20 protein-coding genes are annotated in these 16,487 nt (G+C 68.2%); 16 read left to right on the top strand and 4 right to left on the bottom strand.

The window, feature by feature from the left end; all coding sequences use genetic code 11:
* Positions 1 to 25: 25 nt before the first annotated feature.
* The 6 genes from JOF55_RS03410 (at position 26) to priA (ending at position 3,854) form a co-directional block, all read left to right on the top strand.
* Positions 26 to 739, top strand: a complete 714-nt coding sequence (locus tag JOF55_RS03410) for a thiamine pyrophosphate-binding protein (protein ID WP_310269408.1) — start codon at positions 26 to 28, stop codon at positions 737 to 739.
* The gene (locus tag JOF55_RS03405; protein WP_310269403.1) at positions 736 to 1,686 is read left to right on the top strand and encodes a transketolase family protein; all 951 of its coding nucleotides are present in this window, start codon (positions 736 to 738) and stop codon (positions 1,684 to 1,686) included. The genes JOF55_RS03410 and JOF55_RS03405 overlap by 4 nt, the downstream gene beginning before the upstream one ends.
* A 99-nt stretch (positions 1,687 to 1,785) precedes the next feature.
* Positions 1,786 to 2,181 (top strand): PPOX class F420-dependent oxidoreductase, encoded by a 396-nt coding sequence (locus JOF55_RS03400; protein WP_310269399.1) that lies wholly within the window; start codon positions 1,786 to 1,788, stop codon positions 2,179 to 2,181.
* A gap of 71 nt (positions 2,182 to 2,252) precedes the next feature.
* Positions 2,253 to 2,882 (top strand): imidazole glycerol phosphate synthase subunit HisH, encoded by a 630-nt coding sequence (hisH, locus tag JOF55_RS03395; RefSeq protein WP_310278262.1) that lies wholly within the window; start codon positions 2,253 to 2,255, stop codon positions 2,880 to 2,882.
* 20 nt (positions 2,883 to 2,902) lie between these two features.
* Positions 2,903 to 3,097 carry a hypothetical protein gene (locus tag JOF55_RS03390; protein ID WP_310269396.1) on the top strand — a complete coding sequence of 65 codons (195 nt, stop codon included), beginning with the start codon at positions 2,903 to 2,905 and terminating at the stop codon, positions 3,095 to 3,097.
* A gap of 25 nt (positions 3,098 to 3,122) precedes the next feature.
* The gene (gene priA, locus JOF55_RS03385) at positions 3,123 to 3,854 is read left to right on the top strand and encodes a bifunctional 1-(5-phosphoribosyl)-5-((5-phosphoribosylamino)methylideneamino)imidazole-4-carboxamide isomerase/phosphoribosylanthranilate isomerase PriA (RefSeq protein WP_310269393.1); all 732 of its coding nucleotides are present in this window, start codon (positions 3,123 to 3,125) and stop codon (positions 3,852 to 3,854) included.
* 5 nt (positions 3,855 to 3,859) lie between these two features.
* Here priA and JOF55_RS03380 read toward each other — a convergent pair whose 3' ends face one another.
* Entirely contained in the window at positions 3,860 to 4,747 is an 888-nt protein-coding gene (locus JOF55_RS03380) for an alpha/beta fold hydrolase (protein WP_310269390.1), read from the bottom strand.
* A gap of 119 nt (positions 4,748 to 4,866) precedes the next feature.
* Here JOF55_RS03380 and JOF55_RS03375 point away from each other — a divergent pair, with 119 nt between their 5' ends.
* From JOF55_RS03375 to hisI, 3 genes are read left to right on the top strand one after another with little or no spacing between them, the layout of a single operon-like run.
* Positions 4,867 to 5,583 (top strand): TetR/AcrR family transcriptional regulator, encoded by a 717-nt coding sequence (locus JOF55_RS03375; protein ID WP_310269387.1) that lies wholly within the window; start codon positions 4,867 to 4,869, stop codon positions 5,581 to 5,583.
* Positions 5,584 to 5,617: 34 nt separating this feature from the next.
* Positions 5,618 to 6,391, top strand: coding sequence for an imidazole glycerol phosphate synthase subunit HisF (gene hisF / locus JOF55_RS03370; protein ID WP_310269383.1), 774 nt, complete (start codon positions 5,618 to 5,620; stop codon positions 6,389 to 6,391).
* The gene (gene hisI, locus JOF55_RS03365; RefSeq protein ID WP_310269381.1) at positions 6,388 to 6,774 is read left to right on the top strand and encodes a phosphoribosyl-AMP cyclohydrolase; all 387 of its coding nucleotides are present in this window, start codon (positions 6,388 to 6,390) and stop codon (positions 6,772 to 6,774) included. Before hisF ends, hisI begins: the two co-directional genes overlap by 4 nt.
* A gap of 44 nt (positions 6,775 to 6,818) precedes the next feature.
* Here the strand turns inward: hisI and JOF55_RS03360 are convergent, their stop codons facing one another.
* Positions 6,819 to 7,472: a TetR/AcrR family transcriptional regulator gene (locus tag JOF55_RS03360; RefSeq protein ID WP_310269378.1), complete on the bottom strand. Its 654-nt coding sequence runs from the start codon at positions 7,470 to 7,472 to the stop codon at positions 6,819 to 6,821.
* 95 nt (positions 7,473 to 7,567) lie between these two features.
* Here JOF55_RS03360 and JOF55_RS03355 point away from each other — a divergent pair, with 95 nt between their 5' ends.
* The 7 genes from JOF55_RS03355 (at position 7,568) to JOF55_RS24350 (ending at position 14,527) form a co-directional block, all read left to right on the top strand.
* Positions 7,568 to 9,205, top strand: a complete 1,638-nt coding sequence (locus tag JOF55_RS03355; RefSeq protein ID WP_310269376.1) for an anthranilate synthase component I — start codon at positions 7,568 to 7,570, stop codon at positions 9,203 to 9,205.
* Positions 9,202 to 9,828, top strand: coding sequence for a Trp biosynthesis-associated membrane protein (locus JOF55_RS03350; protein ID WP_310269373.1), 627 nt, complete (start codon positions 9,202 to 9,204; stop codon positions 9,826 to 9,828). Before JOF55_RS03355 ends, JOF55_RS03350 begins: the two co-directional genes overlap by 4 nt.
* Positions 9,829 to 10,082: 254 nt before the next feature.
* Positions 10,083 to 10,895 carry an indole-3-glycerol phosphate synthase TrpC gene (gene trpC, locus JOF55_RS03345; RefSeq protein ID WP_310269371.1) on the top strand — a complete coding sequence of 271 codons (813 nt, stop codon included), beginning with the start codon at positions 10,083 to 10,085 and terminating at the stop codon, positions 10,893 to 10,895.
* Between the two features lie 10 nt (positions 10,896 to 10,905).
* Positions 10,906 to 12,195, top strand: coding sequence for a tryptophan synthase subunit beta (trpB, locus tag JOF55_RS03340; RefSeq protein ID WP_310269369.1), 1,290 nt, complete (start codon positions 10,906 to 10,908; stop codon positions 12,193 to 12,195).
* Positions 12,192 to 12,986: a tryptophan synthase subunit alpha gene (trpA, locus tag JOF55_RS03335; RefSeq protein WP_310269366.1), complete on the top strand. Its 795-nt coding sequence runs from the start codon at positions 12,192 to 12,194 to the stop codon at positions 12,984 to 12,986. The genes trpB and trpA overlap by 4 nt, the downstream gene beginning before the upstream one ends.
* A 61-nt stretch (positions 12,987 to 13,047) precedes the next feature.
* Positions 13,048 to 14,103: a prolipoprotein diacylglyceryl transferase gene (lgt, locus tag JOF55_RS03330; protein ID WP_310269363.1), complete on the top strand. Its 1,056-nt coding sequence runs from the start codon at positions 13,048 to 13,050 to the stop codon at positions 14,101 to 14,103.
* Complete coding sequence (locus JOF55_RS24350; protein WP_374727213.1) at positions 14,009 to 14,527, top strand: PIN domain-containing protein; 519 nt, start codon at positions 14,009 to 14,011, stop codon at positions 14,525 to 14,527. Before lgt ends, JOF55_RS24350 begins: the two co-directional genes overlap by 95 nt.
* Before the next feature lie 27 nt (positions 14,528 to 14,554).
* Here JOF55_RS24350 and JOF55_RS03320 read toward each other — a convergent pair whose 3' ends face one another.
* Complete coding sequence (locus tag JOF55_RS03320; protein ID WP_310269357.1) at positions 14,555 to 15,334, bottom strand: ABC transporter ATP-binding protein; 780 nt, start codon at positions 15,332 to 15,334, stop codon at positions 14,555 to 14,557.
* 31 nt (positions 15,335 to 15,365) lie between these two features.
* Positions 15,366 to 16,478 carry a FecCD family ABC transporter permease gene (locus JOF55_RS03315; RefSeq protein WP_310269354.1) on the bottom strand — a complete coding sequence of 371 codons (1,113 nt, stop codon included), beginning with the start codon at positions 16,476 to 16,478 and terminating at the stop codon, positions 15,366 to 15,368.
* Positions 16,479 to 16,487: the final 9 nt, after the last annotated feature.

Genomic DNA, 16,487 nt, shown 5'->3' with positions numbered 1-16,487 from the left:
TAACTCGAAGTACGAGGCTATTGCCATGACGATGTCCACGAGATCGGATACGGGACCGGGCCACGCCGACCTGCCCGCACTGCTGAACCGCCTGTCCGGCGACGAGAAGCACTCGTTCGCCGCGCACTCCACACTGGACGTGCTGTGGGTGCTCTACGACCGGGTGCTGTCGGTGACCCCGCAGAACACGGGCGATCCGAAGCGGGATCGCTTCCTGCTGTCCAAGGGACACGGTCCGATGGCCCACTACGCCGTGCTCGCCGCGAAGGGTTTCTTCGACACCGACCTGCTGGACGGCTGGGGAGGATTCGACTCCCCGCTGGGGTTTCACCCGGACCGGGTTCTGGTGCCGGGGGTGGAGATCGGCAGCGGCTCGCTCGGCCACGGTTTGCCGCTTGCTGTGGGCACCGCCCTCGGTCTGCGTGCACAGGGATACACGCGCTCCCGTGTCGTGGTTCTCATCGGCGACGCCGAATTGGAAGAAGGAAGCAATCACGAGGCGATCGCGCTGGCAGGGAGGTTGGGACTGGACCGGCTGACCACCGTCGTCGTCGACAACATGTCGTCGACCCACGGCTGGCCGGGTGGCATCGGCGAACGATTCGCGCGTGAGGGATGGGCCCAGCACACCGTCGATGGCCATGATCACGACCTCCTGCGCGAGGCACTGACCGATACCCGCGCCGACCAGCCACTCGCTGTGGTCGCGCGGGTGGCAGAACGAGGAGCCGACGTATGACCCCGCTCGCGAGAATACCGCGCCCGACCGCCATGGTCCCGACGAAGAGCATGCGCGAGACGTTCGTGGATACGGTGGCCGGAGAACTCGACGGCGATCCGAGACTCGCCGTGGTGCTCGCCGAGATCTCCGCCGACCGGTTCACCGAGGTCGCCGAGCGATATCCGGAGCGAGTGATCAACGTCGGTATTCGCGAACAGGCGCTGATCGGCGTGGCCGGAGGGCTGTCGCTGACGGGAATGCGTCCGGTGGTGCACACGATCACGCCGTTCCTGGTAGAACGACCCTTCGAACAGATCAAACTCGACCTCAACCACCAGAGTGCCGGTGCGGTACTGGTCAGTACCGGTGCCTCCTACGACTACCCGGCGGCCGGGCGAACGCACATGGCTCCCGGGGATGTCGCGCTGCTGGATACCTTGCCGGACTGGACCGTCCACGTCCCCGGGCATCCGGCCGAGGTCCCGGCGATGCTGCGGACGGCCTTCGCCGCCGACGGCCTCGTCTACATCAGACTGTCCGAACGGGGCAATGCCGAAGCGCTCGCCGAGGGGCCGGAGTTCCGAACGATCCGGCACGGACGCGAGGGCGTCGTCCTCGCCGTCGGGCCGATGCTGCGTCCTGTGCTCGCCGCGACGGCGATGCTGGACGTGACCGTCCTGTACGCGGCGACGGTCCGGCCGTTCGATGCTGCGGGCTTGCGTGCCGCTGCGCTGTCGGCGAGCCCGGACGTCGTGCTGGTCGAGCCGTATCTGCGTGGAACCTCCAGCCACCTCGTCGAGGACGCGCTGTCCGCCCTGCCGCATCGCGTGCACGCCTTGGGGGTGTCCCGCGACGCGGAGCTGCGTGCTTACGGCACCGCCGAGCAGCACGAGGCCGCGCACGGACTGGGACCGACCGAGATCGCCGCGAGCGTGCGGCGGTTTCTGGGCGCCCGGAGCGCCTGAGGCACGGGAACCCACCGGCTACTCCCCGCGACCACTTTCTGCGGCGGCCATGCCGCCGGCAGCCCTCGAAGACCCATCGTTGCGGAATGAGGAACCATCATGACTTTCACCGAGGACGAGATCGAATACTTGAAGAGTCAGCCCCTGGGCAGGCTGTGCACTCTGGGGCCGACCGGGGCACCGCAGGCCAAGGCGGTCGGCGTGCACCTCGGTCCGCACGGCACTCTCGACGTCGTCGGATACGCCAATGCCGACAGCCGGAAATGGCGCAACGTGCAGACGGACCCGCGTGTCACGTTCATCGTCGACGACCTTGCTTCCCGGAATCCGTGGACGGTGCGCGGCCTCGAGATCCGCGGACACGCCGAGACCGTGCTCGGTGCCGACGCCGCGGCGGGAGGCATGAGCGGCGATGTCATCCGGATTCATCCACGGCGCATCCTGTCGTGGGGGATCAATGAGGCCGGCCGGATGACCGCACGCAACGTGGCTTGAGGCTGTTTGGAAAACCCGTGCAGGCGGCTGCTGATGCCGCGTTGCTCGGCGAGGCCGGTAGTCTGGAGACCGTGGCACGAGTCGTCGTACTGGATTACGGGTCGGGAAACCTGCGTTCCGCCGAGCGCGCGCTGGAACGCGCGGGCGCTGATGTCGAGGTGACCTCGGACCATCGGGCCGCACTGGAGGCCGATGGCCTGGTCGTTCCGGGCGTCGGCGCATTCTCGGCCTGCATGGACGGTCTGCTCGCCGTCGGGGGTGAGAAGGTCATCGATCGCCGCTTGGCCGGTGACCGACCGGTGCTCGGAATCTGTGTGGGCATGCAGATCCTGTTCGAGCGTGGGGTGGAACACGAGGTCAAGGCCGAGGGAGTCGGACAGTGGCCCGGGACCGTCGAACGGCTGCACGCCGATGTGCTGCCGCACATGGGATGGAACGAGGTCGCGCCACCGGAGGACACCACGCTGTTCGCGGGCATGGCCGCGGACACGCGCTTCTACTTCGTGCACTCCTTCGCCGTGCGCACGTGGGAGATGGAACCACCGGAGACGCTTCCGCCGCCGCAGGTGACCTGGACCGAGCATGGTGAGCCGTTCGTGGCCGCGGTGGAGAACGGAGCCCTGTCGGCGACCCAGTTCCACCCGGAGAAATCGGGCGAGGCGGGCACACGGTTGCTGCGGAACTGGCTGGCCGCGCTGTGAGCGCTCGGCGTTACGGACTCATGCGCCCGGGTGGTGCCGCCCGGGTGATCGCTCTCGTGCTGTGCCTGGGCATGGTCGTCGGTTTCTCGTCCACCTACCTGCTGTCGGCAGGGGTGCCCGTGTGGATCGTGCTGTTTCTCGCGCTGCTCGTGGTGGGCATTCCCGTGCTCGTCGCCGTGCGATCGGGCTCGGGCACCGGGCGGGGCCGTCGCTGAAAGCGCCTCGTCGTAGGGTTGATGCGTGACATTTACTCTGCTCCCCGCTGTGGACGTGGCCGAAGGCCAGGCAGTCCGGCTCGTACAAGGCGAGGCCGGAACCGAGACCTCGTACGGTGACCCGCTGGAGGCCGCGCTGGCGTGGCAGCGCGCGGGCGCGGAGTGGATCCATCTCGTCGATCTCGATGCGGCCTTCGGCCGTGGTTCGAACCGGCAGTTGCTGGCGAGTGTGGTGCAGCAGCTCGATGTGCAGGTCGAACTCTCCGGCGGCATCCGCGACGACGCCTCCCTGAAAGCCGCCCTGGACACGGGCTGTACGCGGGTGAATCTCGGTACCGCTGCGCTGGAGGATCCCGAGTGGGCCGACAGCGTCGTGCGCGAGCACGGCGAGCGTGTCGCTGTCGGCCTGGACGTGCGGATCACCGAGCAGGGCCACCGCCTGGCCGCGCGGGGCTGGACCCGTGACGGCGGGGACCTCTGGGAAGTCCTGCAGCGGCTGGACAGTGCCGGGTGCCGCCGCTACGTGGTCACCGACGTCAGCAAGGACGGCACCTTGCAGGGGCCGAATACGGCTCTGCTGAGCGAGGTCTGCTCCCATACCGACGCTGCCGTGATCGCCTCCGGCGGTGTGTCCACCGTGGACGACCTCGTCGAGTTGGCGAAGCTGGCACCGCTCGGCGTGGAGGGCTCGATCGTGGGCAAGGCCCTCTACGCGGGCAACTTCACCCTCGAGGAAGCCCTCGCCGCCGTGCGCTGACTGCCTCACTGCCTCGCGGTCGTGGCGGTCAGTGCCGAGATCTCGTCGATGAACGATGGCCAGAGTTCCCCGACGAGCACGTCGTGGCCCATGCCGGGGTAGCTGACGAACCTGGCGCCGGGGATGGCGTTCGCGATCGCACGTCCCGCCCGCGGTCGGATCATGGGGTCCGCCTCGCCGTGAATCACCAGCGTAGGAACGCGGATGTCGTGGAGGCTGCCGCCCGGCCACCCGGCTCCGGACTGCCGCTGGTACAGAGTCGGATCCACCGGACGACGAGCCTGGCATTCGGCTGCGATCCACCTTGCTCGCCCCTCGTCGAACGGGTAGCCGGGGGAACCGAGGATGCGGAAGATCTCGACCTTCTGCTCGATCGCCTCCTCGTCCGTGCGTGGAGGGCGCAGCCGGGAGAGCCGGGCGAGTGTGCGGAAGTTCGCGTAGGCCGCGACGTTGCGCAGCCGGTCACCGCGTGGTGCTCCGATCGACGTCAGCGTGCGAACGCGGCCGGGGTGCCGCAGGGCTGTCGCCTGCCCGATGGTTCCGCCCATCGAGCCCCCGACGACATGGGCGGAACTCCAGCCGATCGCGTCCACGACCGCGACGGCGTCGTCGCTGAGGTCGGCCCCCGTGTACGGCCGTGTCCCTCTGCCGAGGAGTTTCTTGAGCGGGTGCTCCTTTCTCGCTGAGGTGAAATGTGTCGACAGGCCGGAGTCGCGGTTGTCGAACCGCACGACGTGGAAGCCCCGTTCGGCGAAGAGACCGCAGAATTCGTCGGTCCACGCCACCATCTGCGCCCCCTGGCCCGTGATCAGCAGCAGTGGTTCCCCGCCGGGCGATCCGAAGGTCTCGTAAGCGAGATCGACGTCCCCGTTGCGTGCCCATTGGACGGTCATCGTGCTCCTCCTTTGTGCGTACGCTGTACTCGCCAAGAACGTACTCATCCAAGTACGGTGTACGCAACTGATGTCCACCACCCTCGAGGTGGCTGGTGCGCGGGACGAGAATGGAGCACGTGCCAGACGACGACGCACCCGAACTGATCTGGGCCCGCCCACAGCGCCCGGGACGCGGCCCCCAGCCGACACGGAGCCGGAGCGAGATCGTGGCCGCGGCCGTCGAGATCGCCGACAGCGACGGACTGGAGTCGGTGTCCATCCGCAGGGTCGCCTCCGCGGTCGGACTCGGGACCATGTCCCTGTACCGGTACCTGTCGAGCAAGGACGATCTGGTCGAGCTCATGTTCGACGAGATCTGTGGGGAGTATGTCCTGCCGCGCGCCCCTTCCAGCGACTGGAAGGAAGACCTGCACGATCTTGTGCGCCAGGGTCGTCTGATCATGCACCGCCACCCGTGGACACCACGCCTGGTCCTCGAACGCCGCGGGTACGGTCCGAACGTCCTGCGGGTCCTGGAATCGTTCCTGACCGCTCTCGACGCCGCCGGCGTCGACCCGGCGGCGATGCTGGAGATCTACGCGTTGATCAACGGGTTCATCGCGTCCTATGTCGCCTCCGAGCTGGCCGACGAGCAGGAGCGTCGGCGGAGGAGTGGAACCGCCGAGCAGCACCGTGCCTACCTTGAGCCCTACCTGCGCAGCGTCGTCGAAAGTGGCGAGTACCCGGTGTTCGCACGGGCCGTGTCCGCGTCCGGAAAAACCGCGGATCCCGATGAGCAGTTCGAACGGTCGATCGGCAGGTTGCTTCACGGGCTCGTCGAGGCAGGCGGCTGAGGAGGTCACCCCGGCGGCTCCGTATCCTGAGAGTATGGCCGTTGCGGTGCGTGTGATCCCCTGTCTGGACGTCGACCAGGGGCGGGTTGTCAAGGGTGTGAACTTCACCGACCTCGTCGACGCGGGAAATCCTGTCGAGTTGGCCGAGGCCTATGATGCCGAGGGAGCCGACGAACTGACGTTCCTCGACGTCACGGCCTCCTCGTCCGAGCGGGAGACCACCTACGACGTGGTCCGCCGTACCGCGGAGCAGGTGTTCATTCCGCTGACCGTCGGCGGCGGTGTCCGCAGTCCCGCCGACATCGACCGGCTCCTGCGCGCGGGTGCGGACAAGGTCAGTCTGAACACGGCCGCGATCGCCCGCCCCGAACTGCTCCGCGAGTCCTCCCAGCGGTTCGGTGCGCAGTGCGTCGTGCTGTCGGTGGATGCCCGCCGGGTGCCGGAAGGCGGGGCACCGACGCCCTCGGGGTTCGAGGTGACCACGCACGGCGGTCGTCGGGGTACGGGAATCTGTGCCGTGGAGTGGGCCCAGCGAGGCGAGGAGCTCGGCGTCGGCGAGATCCTGCTGAACTCGATGGACGCCGACGGTACGAAGGCCGGATTCGACCTGGAGATGATTCGCGCGGCCCGATCCGCGGTGAAGGTTCCGCTGATCGCCAGTGGTGGCGCGGGGGCGGTCGAGCACTTCGCGCCCGCCGTGCACGCCGGTGCCGATGCGGTCCTGGCCGCCAGTGTGTTCCACTTCGGACAGCTGCGGATCGGTGAGGTCAAGGAAGCGATGCGGGCGGAAGGGATCACGGTCCGATGAGCGACCAGGACGCGGCGGCCACCGAACTGGACCCGGCGATCGCCTCCCGGCTCAAGCGCAATGCGGACGGGCTCGTCGCCGCCATCGCCCAGCAGCGCGGTACCGGTGAGGTGCTGATGATGGCGTGGATGGACGATGCGGCGCTGCACCGGACGTTGACGACCCGCCGGGGCACTTACTACTCGCGCAGCCGCGCACAGCGCTGGGTCAAGGGTGAGACCTCCGGGCACGTCCAGTACGTGCACGAAGTGCGTCTGGACTGCGACGGGGACACCGTGCTGCTCGTGGTCGACCAGACCGGTGAGGCCTGCCACACCGGCGAGGCCACCTGCTTCGACGCCGATGTGCTGCTGACGCCGGAAGCGGGCCACACGCACGGCTGATCGTGGGACGATTGTCGTGGAAATCTCCCCATTCGAGCGGTGCGTTATCCTCGCTCGGTCTCGGTGGCGAGGCTCTCCCCGAGATCGCCGGTGAGGTAGCGCTGCAGATTGGGTGCCACGGCGGCGACGACGGTGTCGTGGTCGGCCGAGGCCAGCGGTTCCAGTTCGACGACATAGCGCATCATGCCCAGGCCGACGATCTGCGTGCCGCACAGCGCCGCCCGGAGTTCGGGCCGATCGACCCCCAGCGTCCGGGTCAGCCTCCCGAAGAGCACGGTCGCCACGAACTCGCGGAGCATCCGCACCGCCGTCTCGTGCGTGGCGATACTGCGCACCAGCGCCATGAAATCCCCGCCTCCGGTGGTATCCCACACCGTCAGGAACGAGCGCACCATGCGGTCCGCGGCTCCTTCCGGCCCGGCCTCCAGGAACTGGGGGATCAGCTCGGCCGGATTGATCGGGATGGACACCGAGGCGGTGAACAGGCCTTCCTTGCCGCCGAACCAGTGGTTGACCATGGCCGGATCGACACCTGCCCGGGTGGCGATCATGCGTACCGTGGCGCCGTTGTAACCCTGTTCGATGAAGACCTCGCGGGCCGCTTCCAACAGCGCCGCACGAGTGTCGGTACCACCGGGCCGTCGCCCTCGGCGACGGGATGCGCGCGGGTGGTCCTCCCGGCCGGTGTCACTGCTCACTCGGTCATCCTCGCCGTCCCGGCCCGCGAAGGGCAAAACCGGGCGCACCCGAGGTGGCGAGCAGCAGCGCGGGAGCGCCCGGCACAATGGCGGGCATGGTCGGCGACGGTGACATCGGCAGCATCAGCCCCTCTCGTGCCGAGTTCCGGGAACTCGCGGTCGGACGCCGGGTGATTCCGGTCGTACGGCGGTTGCTCGCGGACGACGAGACCCCGCTCGGTGTATACCGCAAACTTGCGGGAGATCGTACGGGGACCTTCCTGTTCGAATCCGCCGAGAACGGCCGTTCGTGGTCACGCTGGTCGTTCATCGGTGCGCGGAGTGCGGCGGCACTGACCGTGCGGGACGGCGAGGCGCACTGGATGGGCACTCCGCCGGTCGGCCTGCCCGAAGGCGGCGATCCGCTGGAAGCACTCCGGGAGACCGTCCGGCTCCTGCACACGGATCCGCTGCCGGGGCTTCCACCGCTGACCGGGGGGATGGTCGGCTACCTCGGCTACGACGCCGTGCGCCGGTTGGAGCGGTTGCCCGAGTTGACCGAGGACGACCTGCGGATTCCCGAGACGGTGATGCTGCTGGCCACCGATCTGGCCGCACTGGACCACCACGAGGGCACCATCACGCTGATCGCCAATGCCGTCAACTGGGACGACAGCCCCGAGCGCGTCGATCTCGCCTACGACGACGCGGTGCGCCGCCTCGACGAGATGACCGAGCAGCTCTGTACGCCCGCGGAACCCACCGTGGCGGCGTTCTCCCGGCCGGAGGCGCAGTTCACCCGCAAGCGTGCGCCCGAGGAGCACCACGAGGCCGTGGAGCGAGCCAAGGAGGCCATTCATGCGGGCGAGGCCTTCCAGGTCGTGGTCTCCCAGCGGTTCGAGATGCCGACCGGTGCCGACTCGCTCGACGTGTACCGGGTGCTGCGCACCACGAATCCCAGTCCTTACATGTACTTGCTCCGGCTGCAGGACCCCGACGGTGGACCCGACTTCGATATCGTCGGCTCCAGCCCGGAGTCGCTGGTCACCGTCCGCGACGGGCAGGCCACCACGCATCCCATCGCGGGGACACGCTGGCGCGGTGCCGACGAGGACGAGGATGCGCTGCTGGAGAAGGAACTCATCAGCGACGACAAGGAGCGCGCCGAGCACCTGATGCTCGTCGATCTCGGACGCAACGACCTGGGGCGGGTCTGCCGTGCGGGCTCGGTGCGGCCGGTGGAGTTCTTCCGGGTCGAGCGCTACAGCCATGTCATGCACATCGTGTCCACGGTGTCCGGGCGGCTGGCGGAGGGCTACACCGCGTTCGACGCCGTCGCGGCGTGCTTTCCCGCGGGAACGCTGTCCGGAGCACCGAAGCCGCGGGCGCTGGAACTGATCGAGGAACTCGAGCCCACCCGGCGCGCGCAGTACGGGGGTGTGGTGGGCTACCTCGACTTCGCGGGCGATGCCGACACCGCCATCGCGATCCGCACGGCGCTGGTCCGTGACGGTATGGCCTATGTCCAGGCGGGAGGAGGCATCGTCGCCGATTCCGACCCGGTCGCCGAGGATCGGGAATGCCTGAACAAGGCCAGGGCGGTGCTCAATGCGGTGGCCACCGCGCAGACCTTGCAGCAGCCGAGTGGGCAGCAGCCGAGTGGGCAGCAGGAGAAGGAGGCTCAGCCTGAGGGGGCGCCGACCGATTCGAGTCGTGCGCATACGCAACCCGTGAAGGGTGGCGGAGTAGCGTGACCACCGAGCAGGAACCCGGTTCGGTGCCACACCGGAGTCGCCGGAGTCTGGTGTGGAGCATCGTGCTCATGCTGGCGGCCTCCGGGCTGCTGTGGGCCGCCAGTTCCCTGGTCTGGTTTCAGCAGCGGTATCGCACGCCCTTCTCCGGGGACCAGGCTGCCGGGATTCCCGGCGGGATGGTGCGGCCGGAACTCGTGCCGCTGGCCCTGGCCACACTTGCCGCCATCGCGGCCGTGCTCGCCACCGGCGGATGGATGCGGCGCCTCATCGGGCTCCTCGTGGCGCTGGAAGGGGGGCTGCTGGCATGGCGGGTGACCGACTGGCTCATCGGATCCGTGCCGATCGACGACATTCCACAGGCTCCACCGGGCAGTGAGCCACTCGCTCGATCGGCGATGAATCCGCTCGGGCCGATGCTCATGTCACTCGGCGCGCTGTTGCTGCTCGCCGTCGGCCTGCTGGTGGTGCTGCGTGCCGGTCGGATGCCTGCCATGGGGGCCAAGTACTCCACGCCGGCGACGGCCAAGCAGGAATCCCGGGATCCGGACCGGCAATGGTGGGACGCGCTCGACGAGGGAGACGACCCTACCGACCCGGCAGGGGGACACGATCACCATTCCTGAGGAAAACCCGGCCCGATGGGCTTCGAAAACGATTCACCACCATATCCCCGAGGTGTGCGCCAGGGACGAAGGTCCTTACTGTGCTGGGACATTCTTCCGACCCCTTGGCCGGGCAGCGCATCACACGGGTTTAGCATCGATGACGCGACCGGCACGGCGGGGAAGGGGAGTGTCGTGATCGAGCGCAAGGAATGCATCTGCGCATACAACGGCGCGCGAACGAGTGCCCGAGCGGCCCGAGGCGAGGTGCTCGCGTGAGCGTGCTGGACACCATCATCGAAAACGTCCGTGAGGACATGGCAGCCCGGGAGACCGCGGTCCCGTTCGAGGAGATCAAGCAGCGGTCCGCGTCCGCGCCGCCGCCCCGGGATGTCTGGGCCGCTCTGCACGAGCCCGGCGTCGGGGTGATCGCCGAGGTCAAGCGGCGCAGCCCGTCGAAGGGCGAGCTGGCGGGAATCGGCGAGCCCGCAGACCTGGCTGCCGACTATGCCGAGGCGGGTGCCCGGGTGATCAGCGTACTCACCGAGCAACGCCGGTTCGGCGGTTCGCTGGCCGACTTCGACCGCGTTCGAGCCAGGGTGAGCACTCCGCTGCTGCGCAAGGACTTCATCGTCAGCCCGTACCAGGTGCACGAAGCGCGTGCCCACGGTGCGGACATGGTGCTGTTGATCGTGGCCGCGCTCGAGCAGAATGCCCTGGAAGCTCTGCTCGACCGGGTCGAGTCCCTCGGCATGATGGCGTTGGTGGAAGTGCACACCGCCGAGGAGGCCGACCGGGCGTTGGAGGCAGGTGGCAAGATCATTGGCATCAACGCGCGCAACCTGCATACCCTGGAAGTGGACCGAGAGGTATTCGGCCGGATCGCTCCCGGACTGCCCGCGGACGTGCTCAAGGTCGCCGAGTCCGGCGTGCGCGGCCCGAGCGACCTGATGGCCTACGCGGGTTCGGGAGCCGATGCCGTACTCGTCGGTGAAGGGCTTGTCACCAGCGATAATCCGCGTTCTGCGCTGACCCAGTTGGTGACGGCCGGTTCCCATCCGGCATGCCCACGGTCGAGCCGTGGATAGGAGACGTGTGATGGCACCCGTGCGCGATGTCAGTGGCTTCGAGGACGCGCGAGCGCACCGGCCCGGCAAGGCCGTTCCCGAGGGGCACGATCCCGATGAGCGCGGTCACTTCGGCCCCTACGGCGGACGGTTCATGCCGGAAGCGCTGATCGCCGCGCAGGACGAGCTCGCAGCCGAGTACGAGAAGGCACAACTCGATCCGGAATTCGTCGAGGAGCTGGGGCGCCTGCTGCGGGATTACGCGGGTCGCCCATCCCTGCTGACGGAGGCGAAGCGGTTCGCCGAGCATGCCGGTGGCGCGCGGATTCTGCTCAAGCGCGAGGACCTCAACCACACCGGCTCGCACAAGATCAACAATGTGCTCGGTCAGGCGCTGCTGGTCAAGCGCATGGGCAAAAGTCGGGTGATCGCCGAGACCGGCGCCGGGCAGCACGGCGTGGCCACCGCGACGGCCTGCGCGCTGCTCGATCTGGACTGTGTCATCTACATGGGCGAGGTCGACACCAAACGGCAGGCCCTCAACGTGGCACGGATGCGCCTGCTGGGCGCCGAGGTCCGGCCGGTGAACACCGGATCGGCGACGCTGAAGGACGCCATCAACGAAGCCCTGCGCGACTGGGTCACCCATGTCGACGACACGCATTACCTGCTCGGCACGGCGGCAGGCGGACACCCGTTTCCGGTCCTGGTGCGCAATCTGCACAAGGTGATCGGCGAGGAGGCTCGGGAGCAGACACTGGCACTCGCCGGGCGGCTGCCCGATGCCGTGGCGGCCTGTGTCGGCGGTGGTTCCAACGCCATCGGCATCTTCCACGGCTTCCTCGACGACCCCGTCCGGCTCGTCGGTTTCGAGGCCGAGGGGCACGGGGTCGACAGCGGTGAGCACTGCGCGACCCTGACGCAGGGATCACCGGGAACCCTGCACGGTGCGCGGTCGTACCTGCTGCAGGACGAGGACGGTCAGATCACCGAGGCGTACTCGATCTCGGCCGGGCTGGACTATCCGGGGGTCGGGCCGGAGCACTCCTGGCTCAAGGATTCCGGCCGCGCCGAATACCAGGCGGTCACCGACGACGAGGCGATGCAGGCGTTCAGGCTCCTGTCGCGCACCGAGGGCATCATCCCGGCCATCGAATCCGCCCACGCTCTGGCCGGGGCCCTGCGGTTGGGCCGCGAACTGGGGCCGGACGGGCTCATCGTGGTCAATCTGTCGGGCCGCGGGGACAAGGACATGGATACCGCGGCGAACTACTTCGGTTTGGTTCCCGAGGCCGACACGGCACAGGAGGAGTCCCGGTGAGTCTGCACGAGGTGTTCGGGGACTGCTCCGCGGCCGACCGCGCCGCCCTGATCGGTTACCTGCCTGCGGGGTACCCGACCGTGCAGCGCTCACGGGAGTTGTTCGCCGCGATGGTCCGCGGGACCGACGAGGGACCCGGCTGTGACATCGTCGAGGTGGGTCTCCCGTATTCGGACCCGGTCATGGACGGTCCCACGATCCAGGCAGCCAGTGGCGAGGCGCTGCGCAACGGTTTTCGCGTCCGGGACCTGTTCGACGTGGTGTCCTCGGTCGCCGAGGCCGGTGGCCACGCGGTGGTCATGACCTACTGGAATCCCGTGCACCGCTACGGGGTGGAGGCGTTCGCGCGGGATCTGCGTGCCGCAGGCGGACTCGGTGTGATCACGCCGGATCTCATTCCGGATGAGGCCGAGGAGTGGTTGGCCGCTGCCCAGGAACACGATCTCGACCGGATTTTCCTGGTCGCACCTTCCTCCACCGAGCAACGTCTCGCCCTGACCGCCAAGGCGAGTTCCGGCTTCGTCTATGCCACCTCGGTGATGGGTGTGACCGGTGCGCGTGACTCCGTCGGCGCGGCGGCGTCCGGGTTGGTGGAGCGCACCCGGGCCCACACCGACCTGCCGATCGGTGTGGGGCTGGGAGTGCGCTCGGCCGAGCAGGCTGCCGAGGTCGCCTCTTTCGCCGATGGAGTCATCGTCGGATCCGCGTTCGTCACGCGCGCCGAGCAGCAAGGCCCGGAAGGCGTGGCCGAGTTGGCTGCCGACCTCGGACGTGGCGTCCGCGCACGCTGAGCACCTCGTGTGTCCCGAGGCGGCGCTCGGAGCGTCCGGGACGCCAGATACCGTGGAGGTCGTGACTGCCCCGGTGTCCGCCTCGACGACGTTCCTGGCCAACATTCCCAGTCCCGACCGTGGAGTCTGGTTCCTCGGGCCGGTTCCGATCCGCGCGTACGCGCTGTGCATCATCGCCGGGATCGTGGTGGCGATCTTCTGGGGTGAGCGCCGGTGGCGTGCTCGCGGTGGTCACCAGGGCACCGTCACCGACATCGCCGTGTTCGCCGTGCCCTTCGGCCTCGTCGGCGGGCGGCTGTATCACGTGGCCACCGACTGGTACCGCTATTTCGGACCGGGCGAGAATCCACTGGACATTTTCAAGGTCTGGGAAGGTGGCCTGGGCATCTGGGGTGCGGTCGCGCTGGGCGCGCTCGGTGCCTGGATCGGATGCCGCAGGCACGGTGTCCCGCTTCCGGCTTTCGCCGATGCCATCGCCCCCGGCCTCATCACGGCTCAGGCGATCGGCCGACTCGGAAATTGGTTCAACCAGGAACTCTACGGTGGTCCGACCAACCTGCCGTGGGGGCTGGAGATATATGCGCGGGTGAATCCCGCGACCGGCGCCCCTGCCCCGGTCACCGGGGTCGCGGTGGATCACACCCCCATCGCGGTCGTGCATCCGACGTTTCTCTACGAGTTGCTGTGGAACCTGCTGATCGCGGTGCTGCTGGTATGGGCCGACCGCAGGTTCCGCATGGGGCACGGGCGGCTGTTCGCGCTCTACGTTGCCGGCTACACCGCGGGCCGGGTGTGGATCGAGATGGTGCGCACGGATCCGGCCACGGAGATTTTCGGCGTGCGCATCAACGTCTACACCTCGGTTCTCCTCTTCCTGCTCGCGGTGCTCTACCTCGTTCTCGTGCGGGGCAAGCGGGAGGATCCCGCCGTGTTGCGCGGGAACTCCCAGCCCGATGACGAGGACGAGTCGGCCGCAACCGCAGCGACGCAGGAGGACGGGGCATTGCGTTCCGGAGCCGACAGTGCGCCGGACGAGGACACCGAAGAACGGGAGCATCCGGACTCGGACTCCCAGCGGGGTTCCCGGCCGGATACCGAGTCCCGAGAGAAGGGCTGATCCAGCCTTCTTCCGCTCCGGACCCGCCGACCGTGGGGCTGCCGCGACAAGGCTGGATAAGGAGTCCGTTCGCAAGGTCGTCAGCGACCTCCTGCACGGTCGTCTCCTTGCGCGCTGCGCGAAGAGCGATCTCGAACTTGGCTTTTCAGCTCGTAATGCAGCTGAATGGGATCATCTGCAGTGGGCGATCGGAGTGGTGCGGCAGGTCGAGATCGAACAGGCCGATTTTGTGCGTGCCCGAGGTGTGCAGCGTGCATTGGCAGCACAGGGCCTCAAGGGGCGAAAGGTGCCCGACCTGGTGATCGCGGCAGCGGCTGAGCGCCATGCATTGATCCTCGTGCACTATGACCAGGATTTCGAATCGATTGCTCAGGTCACCGGCCAAGCAACCGAGTGGATCGTCGAACGTGGCTCCGTGGACTGAGAGCGGGTTGAAGTTCTCCCGAAAACTTCAGCCCCGGCCCCGCACCGGGGCGACGACGGGGGAGCCATCCGGAGCGTGCAGGATCGACACACGTGCGGCGTAGCGCTCGGCGAGTAGCGGTGCGGTCAGCACGTCGGCCGGACTTCCTTCGGCCGCCACCCGACCGTTTTCGAGCAGCACGAGCCGGTCGGCGTACTGGCCGGCCAGGGTCAGGTCATGCAGGGTGGAGACCACCGTGGTCCCCAGCTCTGCCCGCAACTCGTCGACCAGATCCAGCAGCGCCTGCGCGTGGCCGACATCCAGACCCGTCGTCGGCTCGTCGAGCAGCAGCACTCCCGCACGTTGTGCGATCGCCCGCGCGAGGACGGTGCGCTGGCGCTCTCCGCCGGACAGCGTGCTCAGTGCCCGTCCCGCGAGATCCGAGAGGTCGAGTCGCTCCAGCACTTGGCCGATCACATCGAGATCGGCGCTCCCCTCCCGCCCGAGCGGGCCCAGATGCGGGGTGCGTCCCAGCAGCACGTAGTCGGTGACCGTGAGACCGACCGGCAGTTGCGGGATCTGCGGTGCGTAGCCGATCATGCGGGCGCGGTCGCGGTGGCGCAGTCCGGTGACCGCACGACCGTCGACCAGGACCCGGCCTTCATGGCGTACCAGCCCCAGCATGGCCTTGAGCAGGGTGGACTTGCCGGAGCCGTTCGGCCCGATGATGCCCAGCCAACTGCCGGAATCCACTCGGGTCGAGACTCCGGACACGACGGTGCGCCGCCGGTACCCGGCTGAGAGCTCGTCGAGTTCCAGGGTGCTCATATGCCTCTCCGTGTCGGGTGCGCCGCTGTTGTCAGGCCCGTCGTTGGGCGCGAAGGAGCACGGCGAAAAACGGCGCTCCGGTGAATGCGGTGATCACGCCGATCGGGAGTTCGGCCGGTGCCATCACGGTCCGAGCGAGCATGTCGGCGCCGACGAGGAAGGACGCCCCGAACAGCAGGGACAGCGGGACGATGATCCGGAAACTGCCGCCCACACCCAGGCGAACCAGATGCGGCACCACGAGCCCGACGAAACCGATGAGCCCGGCGACCGAGACGGCAGCGGCGGTGGCCAGAGATGCCGCGAGCAACACCAGTATCCGTACCCGTCCCGGTCGCACCCCGAGTGCGGCGGCTTCCTCGTCACCGGTACCCAGCAGATCCAGCAGCCGGGCGCACGACCACAGCACGATCGTGGCCACCACGAGGTAGGGCAGTACGATCAGAACTTCCCGCCAGCCCGTGGTCGTCAACCGGCCGAGGATCCACATGTAGACCTGCTGCAGCGATTCGAGCCGCAGTTGCTGTGCGAATGTCTGCCCGGCGGTGAGGAAAGAACCGACCGCGACACCGGCGAGGACCAGTGTCGCCGTGTCGGAACCGGCCGAGCGGCCGACCAGCCACGTCAACCCGACACCGCCGAGCGCACCGATGAATGCCGCCAGTTGGGTTGTCGTGGACGCTCCCAGATTCGCCTGCGGCATGGTCATCACCACGAGCGTCACCGCGAGGCCCGCGCCGGACGCAGCTCCGAGCAGGTACGGATCGGCCAGTGGGTTACGGAAGACGCCTTGGAACGCCGCCCCGGAGATCGCCAGTGCGGCACCGACCAAAGCGCCCAGCACGACCCGGGGCACCCGGAGCTGCCACAGAATCGCAGCTTCCCGCTCGGACAGCGGCGAGGCACCACCGGTCAGCTGTGCGCCGAACTCGGCGAGCACTCGTTGCCATCCCAGGTCGGCGGCACCCAGCAGCACCGACACGAGGCTGATCAGCAGCAGCGCCGCGAAACCGATGAGCAGGTGAGCGGTACGCAGCTTCGTACGCCGCAGTGTCGGACCGGAAACAGCACCGGCCCGATCCGGCGGGGACTGTCCCGAACGGGACGAGCGGGACGAGGTTGCTGCCGGGGCCGAACCACGCATGCGATCGAA

The organism is Haloactinomyces albus (assembly GCF_031458135.1).
In the GTDB taxonomy this organism is placed as follows: domain Bacteria; phylum Actinomycetota; class Actinomycetes; order Mycobacteriales; family Pseudonocardiaceae; genus Haloactinomyces; species Haloactinomyces albus.
Note: the sequence above shows the minus strand (reverse complement) of the source record. Positions and strands in the feature narration are given on the sequence as shown.